This is a genomic window from Streptococcus sp. 339 (assembly GCF_013277285.1).
Classification (GTDB): domain Bacteria; phylum Bacillota; class Bacilli; order Lactobacillales; family Streptococcaceae; genus Streptococcus; species Streptococcus pseudopneumoniae.
The window spans coordinates 19,350-33,697 of record NZ_VMMR01000006.1; the positions used below are offsets into that span (position 1 = coordinate 19,350).

A 14,348-nucleotide genomic window follows, 5' to 3' on the forward strand; every position below is an offset into this window, starting at 1 on the left:
ACAGAATAAGAAAAAAACAATTCAGAATTGCTTGATAATTCTGAATTATTGGTCCATAATATACTACGAAGTTAGATTTTAAACTTAGGTGATAGAAGGAGAGATAGAAGAACGGAAACCATATTGTAACCCAAAGACTTTTTGACTTCCCCAATTCCATTGAATATACGAAAGATAAACGGTGGAACTCGTATCACATACACTGGTACCTTGACTGGATTTTGGAATTAAAATCCTCAAAATACTTTCTTTTATCCTTTAGTTTATAAGGAGAACACCTATGAAAAAAACTGCTATTTCTATCTTTGCTCTCCTAGTGTTAGGAGTTAGCTGCCTGTTCCTATTCAGCCAGCAAAGTTATAAAAAAACAGTCGTTCAATACTATGCTAAGGATCAGAACCTGCCCAATAGGATAACTTATAGTGAATATAGCGATAAACGAGAAGCCAACTACGGTGGCACTCTAAACATCACATCTATCAAACAAGCTAATGACGGAGTTTATGCAACCTATGAAGGGCAATTGACACCTCTCCAATAGTGATAAATTGATAACCAGCCTGTCTTCATCTAGTCATGCTGGTTTTTAAGTTCATTCTAAATCCTTACCTATTCTCCCTAACTGTGCTATACTTAATTTAGTACATTCTTTGAGATTGGAGATAAAATGAAAATCCATAAAACTGTGAATCCTGTTGCCTATGAAAACACCTATTACCTGGAAGGTGAAAAACACCTCATCGTTGTAGATCCTGGTAGTCAATGGGAAGCCATTCGTCAGACAATCGAGAACCTCAACAAACCGATCTGTGCCATTCTATTGACCCACGCTCATTATGACCATATCATGAGTCTGGACTTGGTTCGCGAGACCTTTGGCAATCCTCCTGTCTATATCGCAGAGAGCGAAGCCAGCTGGCTCTACACTCCTGTCGATAATCTCTCCGGTCTCCCTCGCCACGATGATATGGCAGATGTGGTCACAAAACCTGCAGAACACACCTTTGTCTTTCACGAAGAATACCAACTAGAGGAATTTCGTTTTAAGGTTCTACCGACCCCAGGGCACTCTATCGGTGGTGTTTCCCTAGTCTTTCCTGATGCTCACCTAGTCTTGACGGGAGATGCTCTGTTCCGCGAAACAATTGGACGGACGGATCTTCCGACTGGTAGTACAGAGCAACTCCTTCATAGTATCCAGACCCAACTCTTCACCCTACCAAACTACGATGTCTATCCAGGACATGGTCCAGCTACTACTATCGCTCACGAAAAGGCCTTCAATCCCTTTTTCTAGCAAGATGATGACAATCGATAGCACAATTTAATACTCAATGAAAATCAAAGAGCAAACTAGGAAACTAGCCGCAGGTTGCTCAAAGCACTGCTTTGAGGTTGTGGATAGAACTGACGAAGTCAGCTCAAAACACTGTTTTGAGGTTGTGGATAGAACTGACGAAGTCAGCTCAAAACACCGTTTTGAGGTTGCAGATAGAACTGACGAAGTCAGTAACATATATCTACGGCAAGGCGAAGCTGACGTGGTTTGAAGAGATTTTCGAAGAGTATTAGAATTATAAAAAACGCATAATATCAGATGTAGATAATTTGATATTATGCGTTTTATCATGAAAAGATTTTCTAAATCATCTCCTCAAATTGATTTTTTCACAGTCTAAAATATTTGATAGATAAACTATGAATTGGAGTTATTCTGACTCCTTACGAAAGCTAAATAATCCAGCAGTTAGAGTTAACATTCCAAATAGGGTGGCGAGAATTGAGTGATTTTCTCCAGTATTTGGCAAAGTCTTAGCTACTTGTTTCGAAATAGTTTCAGTCTTAGTTGCTAACGACTCAGCTTGAGTTTTTGTACTACTTGCGTCATTTCCTTTTTGTTCAGTATTACTACTATTTACAACTGGAACAGGAGTTGTACTACCTCCGTTATTGCGGCTTGCGGCAACTTTGAAAGTCATAGCATAGATACTAAAGTGATTGGTTTCAAAAGTAACCTTATCTGTATCTTGTTTGAACTTCAATGCCTGTAAAGTACCATCTGGAGCAACATAGTAAACATTTTCAACTGGCTTATCAGCAGAAAGACTTACTAGAACCATGCCATTTGGCTGGATAGCTTTACCATTCGCGTCATACAGATGAATGTCAAATGCCTTGTAGTCTTTTGATTCAAGTGAAGTCGGCTTGGTTTCTTCTACCTTGATATAGCTGACATTTTTGAGTGTTGCTTCTGAACCATGCACTTGAACGCTTCCACCTTTGTTCGAAAGAACACGAGTATTGTTTGGGATGACTGGATTAAGCGTAGGCGTTACGGGAGTTGTCGGTGTTATTGGAGCAACTGGATTCACAGGTTGTTCAGTTGGTTTCTCTGGCTTAGCAGGTTGTGGTTGATCTGGAACAGCTGGTACAACTGGTTTTGGTGTGTCAGGAACTACAGGTTTCTCGATTGGCTTTTCTGCTGGTTTCTCTGGCTTAGCAGGTTGTGGTTGATCAGCTGGTTTTTCAGCAGGGTTCTTAAACAAGAAAACGTAAGTATCGTAGGTTTCACCAAATAGATTGTATGAATGAGTTTTAGTTTTCTCATCATAGCGATTTGTTTCTTCACTTGGGAATCCTGGATAATAGAGTTCTTCCAGTTTTCTATCCTTAGTTAATGTATAAACCTGAATATCTTCTTTCTTCTCTTTTGATTTGATAGTTAAAGAGATGCCACCACCTTGGAGAGTTCGATTTGTTCCGTAAGTTGGATTTCCATTTTTATTAGGAACTTCATAGAAAATTGTATAAGCTTCGTAGTTCATTCCTTCCAACTCTGGAACTTTTACTCGAACAAGAGCAGGTTTAAACCTACTGTCCATATCTCCAAATCCGCTACCTTTAAATTTTATCTCTTTACCGTTTTCGAACATCGGATTATTGAAATTCGAATTAAAAGTATTTACTTTTATATGAGATCCTGCATGAAGCAAGTCTGGTTCAGCTGTCCACCAACCGTAAGATGTTTTTTCTACATTTTCAGCAGGAAGTGGAGCAGCAAGGTCGTTTGTTGTTAGAGTAGGGCGACCTGTTCCGTTATTAAACCAACGTTTTGGCTGGTTGGTTCTATAAGGAATCTTTTGCAATCCAGCATTTTTAGCTGGTTCCACTGGTTTAGAAGGTTGCGGTTGTTCTGCAGGCTTAACCTCTGGTTGAGGGTTTTCTGCTGGTTTTGGAGATGGAACGGGTGTTTCAGCTGGTTTATTTTCAACCGGCTTGTTCTCAGCTGGTTTCGGCTGCACAGTTGGTTCAACTGTCTCCGCTGGTTTCGAAATTTCAGCAGGTTTTTCCGTTTCCGCTGGTTGCGGATCTTTAGGTGTTGGTTTTTCTTCTACTGGTTTATTTTTAGTGTAAATAAAATAGTAGCGAAAAAGATTATCTCCTTTACCATTTTTGTAGCCAGAACCACGCAAAGCATAAGCTGCATCATAACTGACTCTGACAACTTTTGGATCTGGGTCGATATCTGGATGATCTGCAGCTGATTTTACGACGTGGCTAAAAGTGTAGTCGGAGAATTTTTTTGCTGTTAGTATTCCATCTGCATCATCTTTATCGGTATCGAACCGTAATGATCTAACTGTTGCGTGTTCTGGACTATCAATCCTGGATTCAGTAGTGTATCCATATTTTTGGACACGATCAGCATCCAAGAAATCTGCTTGGACTTTGTATTCTCGATAAGTCCAGTCTGCTAAAGTAGGAAAGCCTTGCCCATTTGTTCCGGGAATTGGCGTGTTTAGAAGTTTATCAGCATCTATTCCAGAAAGAGCGTAAAGCTTTTGATTTGCTTCAGATACAATCTTGTCGTTCTCTTCTTTAGTCATAGACATGACTGCGCCAGCTTTGTATGCCAAATCTTCCGCCACCATCTTCTTCATCTCTTCAGAATCTGTTATAGGTTGTTCTGGTTCAGGCGTTATGATTGGTAGACCTGGCTCGGGTAGCTGATTGGTTGGATCGACGTTGTATTTTTTCTCGATCTCAGCATTTTTCTTGTCCTCTGCGATAGCCTCATCTGTTCCGTTTGCAAGAATGTTGCCCTCGGTCGAAGGTTTTTCGACAGGCGCGGGCTCTTCTACCGGCTTTTCAGCAGGTTTCGAAAATTCTTTGCCTGGCTTTGGCTTAGCGATTGGGTCGAGCATACTGAAATCAACCCAGCTACCATTAGGTTTTGGTGCAGGTGTTGGTTGAGCAACATTAGGTTTAGCAGCAACATTTGGCTGCGGCGCAACGTTTTCCTCGGCACGCACCAAAGTTGGCACGGCAGCACTAAGAGTTACAGCAGAGAAAGTGACAATACCTAGTTTAGTTAGTTTATTCATAATTTTTCCTCCTTGGGAATGTATAATTGCCTTTTTAGGCTTATAAAATAACAAAATCAACTTCCTTTCAAGACCACAAAAGCAAAATTTTGAGCCAACTCATTCTCTAAACATTTAATGTTCTTGATAGAAGCCTTAAATGAACCTTTATCCATTAACTGAACAATACAGCTATTACACTATTACATATCTTAATAATTTTTAAATTTTTTGTTACCATAAGCTCGCTAACTACTTTAGAGATAGGGAACTAAGTGTATCGCGTAACGACCGTTAAACGATACACAAAAAATACCAGTCTAATACAGGTTAAAAACACTGTTAAACTCGTATTTTTTAAATATTCATATTGTTGTTTTGACTGTTTCATCAAACGGTCGTTAATCGAAACAAATTTACAGCTTCATTCTACCATTTTTCCCTATTTTTAGCAATGATTTTCCGTTTTTTTTGACGATTGTTCGCCACTTTATTGCGTTCTAACACTTTATATAGGGTTGATGTAGAAATTTGTTCAGCTTTTGCAATATTACGTATGCTTATATTTGAATGTAGATATTTGTTAAGTATCCGCTCCTCCTTTTCTTTTGAAATCCGTTTTGCTCCTAATCTAACACCATTTTCCTTAGCTTTTCGAAGTCCTTCTTTTGTGCGAAACCTCAGATTTTCCAGCTCATTTTCTGCCACAAAGCCTAAAATGACGCAAAGTAACCTGCCAATAAGAGAGTCTGTTTCTAGTTTTTCATGCAAACTGACTAGCTGAATATGATATTCATTAAATTGTTCAATAAGTTCTAGTAGCTTAAACATAGATCGAGTCAGTCTATCTAACTTATAGATAGTGAAAGTAACCTGCTTGCCATCTTTCGAAAAGTCAGAGGCCAGTTTTAAGGCTTTTGTAAGTTCAGGACGAGTGTTATTTGCACCAGATTCCTTTTCTATAAAAAGTTTATCGCAATGTTTGAGAGCTTCGATTTGCACTTTCAATCCTAGGTCTTGCTTATGAGTAGATACACGGGCGTAGCCTATGTTGATAGTCTTTTGAGACATAAAAATCCTCCTGTTATCTTGATACAGAGGGATATTTTACTATGAATTTTAAAATAAGAAAAGACTTCAATTTCATAATCCCTATGAACTACACCCCAAAAGCTAGATTATTCTATCTAACTTTTTAGGGTGTACATAGATAGGGAAGGTGTAATTATAGGAGTTTTACTTGTCTCTTTGTATTACCAAATAATCACGCGCTCTTCTGGTGAACGCCACATTCCGTCACCTTCTTTGACATCATAGGTTGTAAAGAAATCGTCGAAGTTTGGTACTTGCACATTGACACGGAGTTTGGCTGGTGCGTGCACATCGACGCTAGCCAAAAGTTTCATAAATTCTGGACGACCTTTCATGCGCCAGATGCGACCGAAGTTGTAGAAGAATTCTTCTGCTGAGAAGTCTGCTTCTCTCTTAGCTGCTTCAAGCGCTGCTGCGATTCCTCCCAAGTCAGCCACATTTTCTGACACAGTCAATTTACCGTTGATGGTTGCTCCATAAGAATCCTGTCCATCAAATTGGTCAATGACTTTTTGTGTTTTCTCCTTGAAGGCAGCATAGTCGCTCTCTGTCCACCAATCCTTGAGGCTACCATTTTCGTCAAAGGAAGCTCCGTTGGTATCAAAGGCGTGGGAAATTTCATGGGCAATCACTGCCCCAATACCACCGTAGTTAGCAGAAGATGACTGATGCAAGTCATAGAAAGGCGCCTGTAAAATAGCCGCTGGGAAGACAATCAGATTCTTCTGTGGATTGTAGTAGGCATTGACCATGTGAGCAGGCATGCCCCATTCCTTGTAGTCTACAGGTTGGTTCCACTTGCTCCAACTGTGTTTGATTTCCACACGCGCAAAGGCTAGAGCATTGTCAAAAAGACTAGCAGTCTCATCCACTACCTTGTCTTTGTAGCGTGCTGGCAATTCTTCTGGATAACCGATATAAGGCTTGATGACATTGAGTTTGACGATGGCCTTGTCACGAGTTTCAGGAGTCAGCCAGTCATTCTTAGCCAAGCGTTCCTTATAGACATCAATCATGGTTGCCACTTTTTTCTCCACGTCCGCCTTAGCTTCTGGAGAGAATTTTTCATGGGCATACCAAAGACCTAAGGCTTGTTTGAAAGGACCTTGTGCTAGTTGATAAGCTGCCTTGACCTTGTCTTTGGCTTCTGGAACTCCTGAAAGGGCACGGCTGTAGGCACCAGACAAAACACGGATTTCTTCTGTTAAATAGCTGGTTGAAAGATTGACAACACTCAAAATCAAGGTTGCCTTGAGAAGAGGCCATGCCTCTTCACTATAGAATCGATCTGCTGCTTGCCAGAAACGTTCTTCGTCTACGATAACCTTGTCTGGCACTTGTCCAAGAACGGCTTGGAAGAAGTCATCCAAAGGTAGGGCAGGCGCGAATTTCTTGAAATCTTCGTAAGCATATGGATGGTAGAGTTTAGCATACTCTGAACTTTCTTCATTAGAAAGCACCACTGCTGCAACTCGGCGATCCAATTCTAGTCTTTTCTCTAGCAAGTCTTCAATTTCTGTATCAGAGAAATCATAAGCTTTGAGAAGATTTGCGCTAGTTTCTTTCCAAAGAGTCAAGAGCTCCTCACGCTGAGGATGGTCTTCTGCATAGTAGGTCGTGTCTGGCAGGATCGTGCTTGGAGCGCTAGCCCATAAAACGTTGATTCTGGCATCCATAAAGTCTGGCGATACACCAAAAGGAAGGAAGTTAGGTTTTCCTGCAAGTTCAAACTCTGCTAGTTTGGCAGTGAAATCTGCAAAAGTCTCCAATTCTTGGAATTCTTTAAGGAGTGGTAAGACAGGTGTGATACCGTCAGCTTCTCTCTTGTCAAAATCACGAACTAGGCGGTGGTATTTGACAAAGTTTGCCAAGATAGCATCCTCAGGCACCTCTTCTCCTGCCAACCACTTGTCTGTTGTCGCCAGCATCAAGTCTTCAATTTCCTGATCTAAATCAACAAAACCTCCCGTTTGAGACTTATCTGCTGGAATTTCAGCTGTCTGTTGCCATTCTCCATTGATAGCATCATAAAAATCATCTTGATAACGTGTCATCTTGTTCTCGCTTTCATTTGTATTTGTCTTTATCTTAACAAAAATCACTAGGGAATGCAATTAAAAATGAACTTTCCTTTTCTATCATTTTTCAGTTATTATTTCAATTTTTTAAAAATTTTTTAAAAATTCACAAAAAAATTAATTGTCTGAAAAATGAATTGACAAAAAATATATAAAATGATAAAATTCTATCTATCTCATAGCTTTGCTACTTGAAATTTAAATATTAGGAGGTAGATTTTATGCTTAAGCAAAAACGTGTTCATTCTGTAAGTATTGCAGGAATCGCAGTAGAAGGATAGTAATACTTTCTTCACCGAGGCTGGTAACTAGACTTTCTCTAGTTACCTTTTCTTTTAATTGATATAAGGAGATATAATGAATCTACTAAAAGCTCGTCCAAAACTAAAAAAGGCTTACCCAGTAGTATATAAAGACGGATCGGTCTATATAGGTGGGGTTGGAGAAATTACAGAATATGAAGACCCTAGCGGAGCTATTGAATACATGCTCAAAAAAATGGATGGAATTAATACCGTCGAAAAAATCATAAGAGAAGTTTCAGAAACCTACAGTGAACTATCACCATCTGATGTAATGGAAGCTATTGATGAAATCAGTAAAGAACGATTTATCGAGGATTTAAATCTTACTGGTTCTAAAATATTATCCAAGTATGAATTAGAACGTTATCACAGAAACATCAACTTTTTTTCATCTTACGCAACTTTAAGTGAAAATAAATATATTTCTCAAAAAAAATTAATTGATTCAAAAATTGGAATTATTGGATTAGGCGGATTAGGCTCTCACATTATATATGACTTAGCTGGCTTAGGTATAGGAGAAATAAAAGCTGTTGAATTTGATGTCGTTGATATATCTAATTTAAATAGACAAATTTTATATAACTTTGATGATATAGGAAAGAGTAAAGCAAGTATAGCAAAACAACGCATCTATGAATTTAATCCTCAAATAAAATTTACTGTTGAGGAAAAGAAAATCAATTCATCTGAAGATGTTGTTGAATCATTCCGAGGATTCGACTGCTTAATACTAGTTGCGGATAGACCTAAAATCAAACTAGCAAGATGGGTAAATGAAGCTATAGTAAAGCTGAATATTCCTTTATTTTGTGCAGGTTTAGAAGCGCAACGAGCCCTGCAATATACTATTATCCCCAAAATATCTGGATGCATAGATTGTTGGAGAAATACTATCCAAAAAGAACACCCTATTTCTCACCTAATCCTTGAAGAAAGAACTCGTTTAAATTTAGTTGGTGACAATACTGCCATAGCTCCTCTAGTATCTGTAGCAACTGGTATCATTTGTTCAGAAGTTACAAAATATATCACTGGTATCGGTGAATTAACTACTGTAGGCCAATTAAAATCTATAGATATGAATACAATGACTACAAAAATAGCCGAGCATTGGCATATAGATCCCAATTGTATAACCTGTCGTGGAGGTAATATTATTGAATAGAAATTACAAAATATTGTGGCTAACATTTCTTGTATCCAACTTTGGTGATTGGCTAAGAAAATTAGCTCTACCTTTGCTAGTATTTGAGAAAACAGGATCTCCATTTCATATGGCTACTCTATACGGTATTTCATTTTTACCATGGATTTTATTTTCTCTAGTAGGAGGTATATTAGCAGATAAATTCAAAAAAGTATATATCATTTCAATATGTCATTTAATCTCATTAGTCATTCTAAGTTTGCTAATAATATCTTTTAAAAATGATAATATACTCTTACTCTTAATTTATATTTTAACCTTCCTGCTCTCCTCTACAGAGCCATTAGTCCACCCAGCATTTCAAAGCTTGTTACCACAGATTGTAACAGACAATCAGCTATCAAAAGCCAATTCAGGAATCCAACTTATTGACAATACATTAAATCTTATTGGTCCTATGATTAGTGGTTCTGTTCTATTACTTATTAATCCAGCTAAAGTTTTATGGGTCAATGCTCTTACCTTTTTAATTGCCAGCCTATTAATTCTCTGCATAAAAACTCCAGAAAATACACTAGTAAATATCTCTAAAAAAGAGAGTCTTTCTAAAACAATATCTATTGGTTTGCACTATGTAAAAAATGATAAAATCATCCTAAGTGGAGCTATTCTTTTTTTTGGAACAAACTTTGGCATTCATATATTTCAGGCCAACTTAGTTTACTATATTACAGATGTTCTAGGCTATACCTCCTTTCACTATGGATTAATACTCTCAATAGCTGGTGTAGGAGCTATATTAGGTGCTATTCTTGCCCCTGAATTAATTAAAAAGTTTAGATATGGAAAAATCCTCTCCATCAGTACAATGCTAGCTGGTCTATCTACTATGTTGCTATCAATTAACACAAACTATATATATATGGGAGTATTTTTAGGTTTGAGTAATATGTTTGGCAATATCAATGCCATTACATATTTTACGTTACGACAAAAAGTTGTCAAAAAAGAAATGTTGGGACGTGTTGTTAGCATTACTAGAATGATCTCATTTGCTTCTATCCCCTTAGGAGCATACCTTGGAGGGATACTTGTTTCACATAACTTAACTATCATAAGTATTCTAATATTAGCAGGTACTATAAGATTTCTTGCAGGGGGATTTAGTTACTTTAGTCCATTAACCAAAAGTAAAAACTATTGATGTTTAAAGTGTGATATACTTATTCAAAATAATTCATCAAAGAATCGCTCATACTCAACAAAAATCAAAGGGTAAACTAAGGGGTTATCCATGGATAGATTAAAACACTTTTTGAAGTACAGATAGTAAATCTAATTAAAGAATCTTTAAAATCATAAAAACGCATAATATCAGGTGTATAAACCTTGAGATTATGCGTTTTATTAGACCTCCTACTAAATATATAGCAAAATAGAGTTAGTTGGAGCTGGAGTAGTACAATGCTGCTTCTAAGGCATTTTTATAATTTACTTTGAATTTCTAACAATGTTTTAAAAAACTCGGTGGACTATTCCAAATTCAATCCACTATATATTATATTGATTCCCTTGTGTGATGTGTAAAGATTTTTTAATGACTTATTTTAATTTTTTCAAAAATTAACTTGACTTAATTTTTTTTTTAATGTATATTAAGAGACAGGAGGAATATAAGTTTATGATACGTATCGAAAACCTCAGTGTCTCCTACAAAGAAACGTTGGCACTTAAGGATATTTCACTAGTGCTCCAAGGACCAACAATTATCGGTATCATTGGTCCTAACGGTGCTGGGAAATCAACACTATTAAAAGGTATGCTGGGAATTATCCCACATCAAGGTCAGGCATTTCTCGATGACAAGGAAGTTAAAAAATCCTTACACCGAATTGCCTATGTCGAACAAAAAATCAATATCGACTACAACTTTCCCATCAAGGTCAAGGAATGCGTCTCTCTAGGACTCTTTCCCTCTATCCCTCTCTTTCGAAGTTTAAAGGCTAAACATTGGAAGAAAGTGAAAGAAGCCCTTGAAATCGTCGGCCTAGCTGACTACGCTGAACGGCAAATCAGTCAACTGTCTGGAGGTCAATTCCAGCGGGTCTTGATTGCCAGATGTTTGGTACAGGAAGCCGACTATATCCTCTTGGATGAACCCTTTGTTGGGATTGACTCTGTCAGTGAGGAAATCATCATGAATACGCTGAGAGATTTGAAAAAAGCTGGGAAGACGGTTCTCATCGTCCACCACGACCTCAGCAAGGTTCCCCACTACTTCGATCAAGTCTTGCTTGTCAATCGAGAAGTGATTGCCTTTGGTCCAACCAAAGAAACCTTTACCGAAGCCAATCTCAAAGAAGCTTACGGTAATCGACTCTTTTTCAATGGAGGTGACCTATGATTGCAGAATTTATCGATGGATTGCAAAAATTCCATTTCCTACAAAATGCCTTGATAACAGCTATTGTCGTCGGGGTCGTAGCTGGAGCTGTAGGATGTTTCATCATTCTACGCGGGATGTCACTCATGGGAGATGCCATTTCACATGCTGTCTTACCAGGTGTAGCCCTCTCCTTCATCTTGGGCCTTGACTTCTTTATCGGAGCCATTGTCTTTGGACTGCTAGCTGCCATCATCATTACCTATATCAAGGGAAACTCGATTATCAAAAGCGATACCGCCATCGGCATTACCTTTTCTTCTTTCTTAGCCCTCGGTATCATCTTGATTAGTGTCGCTAAAAGTTCAACTGACCTTTTCCATATTCTTTTTGGTAATATCCTAGCCGTCCAAGATACGGATATGTTTATTACTATGGGTGTGGGGGCAGCCATTCTCTTGTTGATCTGGATTTTCTTCAAGCAACTCTTGATAACATCCTTTGATGAACTCTTGGCTAAAGCCATGGGAATGCCTGTCAATTTCTATCACTACCTTCTCATGGTACTCTTGACTCTCGTGTCTGTGACAGCCATGCAAAGTGTCGGAACTATCCTGATTGTAGCCATGCTGATTACCCCAGCTGCAACTGCTTATCTGTATGCTAATAGTCTGAAAAGTATGATTTTCCTTTCCTCAACCTTTGGAGCGACTGCTTCAGTTTTGGGACTCTTTATCGGCTATAGCTTTAACGTTGCGGCAGGTTCTAGTATCGTGCTCACAGCTGCTAGTTTCTTTCTCATTAGCTTCTTTATCGCTCCAAAACAACGATATTTGAAACTAAAAAATAAACATTTGTTAAAATAAGGGGCAAAGCCCCAATAAATTGGAGGATCTAATGAAAAAATTAGGTACATTACTCGTTCTCTTTCTTTCCGTTATTGCTCTTGTAGCATGTGCTAGTGGAAAAAAAGAGGCAGCTTCTGGTCAAAAACTAAAAGTTGTTGCTACAAACTCAATCATCGCTGATATTACTAAAAATATTGCTGGTGACAAAATTGATCTTCATAGTATCGTTCCGATTGGGCAAGACCCACACGAATACGAACCACTTCCTGAAGATGTTAAGAAAACTTCTGAGGCAGACCTCATTTTCTATAACGGTATCAACCTTGAAACAGGTGGCAATGCTTGGTTTACAAAATTGGTAGAAAATGCCAAGAAAACTGAAAACAAAGACTACTTTGCAGTCAGCGAAGGGGTTGAAGTTATCTACCTTGAAGGAAAAAATGAAAAAGGTAAAGAAGACCCACACGCTTGGCTCAACCTTGAAAATGGGATTATCTTTGCTAAAAATATCGCCAAACAATTGAGCGCCAAAGACCCTAACAACAAAGAATTCTATGAAAAAAATCTCAAAGAATATACTGATAAGTTAGACAAACTTGATAAAGAAAGTAAGGGTAAATTTAATAAGATCCCTGCTGAAAAGAAACTCATTGTAACCAGCGAAGGAGCATTCAAATACTTCTCTAAAGCCTATGGTGTCCCAAGTGCCTACATCTGGGAAATCAATACTGAAGAAGAAGGAACTCCTGAACAAATCAAGACCTTGGTTGAAAAACTTCGCCAAACAAAAGTTCCATCACTCTTTGTAGAATCAAGTGTGGATGACCGTCCAATGAAAACTGTTTCTCAAGACACAAACATCCCAATCTACGCACAAATCTTTACTGACTCTATCGCAGAAGAAGGTAAAGAAGGCGACAGCTACTACAGCATGATGAAATACAACCTTGACAAGATTGCTGAAGGATTGGCAAAATAATCTAGATATTAGTTCTATCTCTAGCTAAAAAAATCGTTTATAAGAATAAAGATTTCTTAAATCAGTACGAACGAAGTGAGTTTTTACCAGATATTTCTCACTGTAGTGGTATCCTAGATAAGAACTTTGATCTTATCTAGGACGGAATTTTTGAGACCTAAGGCTCAAAAATTAGGGATGAAATTCCGAAGGAAGTTGCTCCCGTCCGCACTACCTTCGAGAAATATCAAATAGATAAAAAATCTGAAAAACGTCATTCTTTCCGAATTGACGTTTTTTCTATGCCCACATTTCCAGTCAAATCATTGGAAAATTCTAACTGTTTTAGCTAAAATGGAAGAAAAAAGATTGGAGTATCCTATGGTAACTTTCCTCGGAAATCCTGTGAGCTTTACAGGTAAACAACTACAAGTCGGTGACAAGGCACTTGATTTTTCACTCACTACAACAGACCTTTCTAAAAAATCTCTAGCTGATTTTGATGGGAAGAAAAAAGTCTTGAGTGTCGTGCCTTCTATCGATACAGGCATCTGCTCAACTCAAACGCGTCGTTTTAATGAAGAACTGGCTGGACTGGATAATACGGTTGTCTTGACTGTTTCAATGGACCTCCCTTTTGCCCAAAAACGTTGGTGTGGTGCTGAAGGTATTGAAAATGCCATCATGCTCTCAGACTATTTCGACCATTCCTTTGGACGTGACTACGCCCTCTTAATCAATGAGTGGCACCTATTGGCACGCGCAGTCTTTGTCCTCGATACTGACAATACGATTCGCTACGTTGAATATGTGGACAATATCAACTCAGAACCAAACTTCGAAGCCGCAATTGCAGCTGCTAAAGAACTATAGAAAAAAATCCTCTGTCACAAAGAGTTCCCTGCTCTTTGAAACGGAGGATTTTTGAATACTAGTAAATAAAAGTTCAATCAGATAAAAACAACGTAAGCGCGTCATAACAAGGTATCTATCATTCATGGAAGACCTCCTGTATACTATTAGTAAAGTAAAACTATTGGAGGATATTTAAATGCCACAACCTATTGTTCCTGTAGAGATTCCACAATCTCGTCGTTTTGATTCTAAAAAGAGAAATGATATTCTGCTTAAAATTCGTATTGGCAAGCTTGAAGTAAGTTTTTTTCAATC

At 38.1% G+C, this 14,348-nt stretch carries 12 protein-coding genes; 9 read left to right on the top strand and 3 right to left on the bottom strand.

The window, feature by feature from the left end; all coding sequences use genetic code 11:
• Nucleotides 1-316 precede the first annotated feature (316 nt).
• The 3 genes from HT736_RS01025 to HT736_RS11540 all read left to right on the top strand — a co-directional run bounded on the left by HT736_RS01025 (nucleotide 317) and on the right by HT736_RS11540 (nucleotide 1,550).
• On the top strand, nucleotides 317-541 hold the full coding sequence (locus HT736_RS01025) for a hypothetical protein (protein WP_338149171.1): 225 nt from the start codon (nucleotides 317-319) through the stop codon (nucleotides 539-541).
• 126 nt (nucleotides 542-667) lie between these two features.
• A complete protein-coding gene (locus tag HT736_RS01030; protein ID WP_023933220.1) occupies nucleotides 668-1,297 on the top strand; it encodes an MBL fold metallo-hydrolase in 630 nt (209 codons plus the stop codon).
• A gap of 37 nt (nucleotides 1,298-1,334) precedes the next feature.
• A complete protein-coding gene (locus HT736_RS11540) occupies nucleotides 1,335-1,550 on the top strand; it encodes a hypothetical protein (protein ID WP_240154016.1) in 216 nt (71 codons plus the stop codon).
• Between the two features lie 159 nt (nucleotides 1,551-1,709).
• Here the strand turns inward: HT736_RS11540 and HT736_RS11915 are convergent, their stop codons facing one another.
• From HT736_RS11915 to pepO, 3 genes are all read right to left on the bottom strand, one after another.
• The gene (locus tag HT736_RS11915; RefSeq protein WP_172930662.1) at nucleotides 1,710-4,385 is read right to left on the bottom strand and encodes an LPXTG cell wall anchor domain-containing protein; all 2,676 of its coding nucleotides are present in this window, start codon (nucleotides 4,383-4,385) and stop codon (nucleotides 1,710-1,712) included.
• A 408-nt stretch (nucleotides 4,386-4,793) separates the two neighbouring features.
• Entirely contained in the window at nucleotides 4,794-5,435 is a 642-nt protein-coding gene (locus tag HT736_RS01045; RefSeq protein WP_023933213.1) for a recombinase family protein, read from the bottom strand.
• A gap of 182 nt (nucleotides 5,436-5,617) precedes the next feature.
• Nucleotides 5,618-7,510 carry an endopeptidase PepO gene (gene pepO, locus HT736_RS01050; protein WP_172930663.1) on the bottom strand — a complete coding sequence of 631 codons (1,893 nt, stop codon included), beginning with the start codon at nucleotides 7,508-7,510 and terminating at the stop codon, nucleotides 5,618-5,620.
• A gap of 381 nt (nucleotides 7,511-7,891) precedes the next feature.
• On the opposite strand from pepO, the gene HT736_RS01055 reads away from it, so the two are divergent.
• From HT736_RS01055 to tpx, 6 genes are all read left to right on the top strand, one after another.
• A complete protein-coding gene (locus tag HT736_RS01055) occupies nucleotides 7,892-9,007 on the top strand; it encodes a ThiF family adenylyltransferase (RefSeq protein WP_172930664.1) in 1,116 nt (371 codons plus the stop codon).
• A complete protein-coding gene (locus HT736_RS01060; protein ID WP_001081491.1) occupies nucleotides 9,000-10,193 on the top strand; it encodes an MFS transporter in 1,194 nt (397 codons plus the stop codon). The genes HT736_RS01055 and HT736_RS01060 overlap by 8 nt, the downstream gene beginning before the upstream one ends.
• A 477-nt stretch (nucleotides 10,194-10,670) precedes the next feature.
• Nucleotides 10,671-11,393, top strand: coding sequence for a metal ABC transporter ATP-binding protein (locus HT736_RS01065; protein ID WP_138703047.1), 723 nt, complete (start codon nucleotides 10,671-10,673; stop codon nucleotides 11,391-11,393).
• Nucleotides 11,390-12,238 (top strand): metal ABC transporter permease, encoded by an 849-nt coding sequence (locus HT736_RS01070; protein ID WP_000559786.1) that lies wholly within the window; start codon nucleotides 11,390-11,392, stop codon nucleotides 12,236-12,238. Before HT736_RS01065 ends, HT736_RS01070 begins: the two co-directional genes overlap by 4 nt.
• A gap of 31 nt (nucleotides 12,239-12,269) precedes the next feature.
• The gene (psaA, locus tag HT736_RS01075; protein WP_172930665.1) at nucleotides 12,270-13,199 is read left to right on the top strand and encodes a metal ABC transporter substrate-binding lipoprotein/adhesin PsaA; all 930 of its coding nucleotides are present in this window, start codon (nucleotides 12,270-12,272) and stop codon (nucleotides 13,197-13,199) included.
• A 360-nt stretch (nucleotides 13,200-13,559) separates the two neighbouring features.
• Nucleotides 13,560-14,051 (top strand): thiol peroxidase, encoded by a 492-nt coding sequence (gene tpx, locus HT736_RS01080; RefSeq protein ID WP_061366224.1) that lies wholly within the window; start codon nucleotides 13,560-13,562, stop codon nucleotides 14,049-14,051.
• The last annotated feature ends 297 nt before the right edge of the window (nucleotides 14,052-14,348 follow it).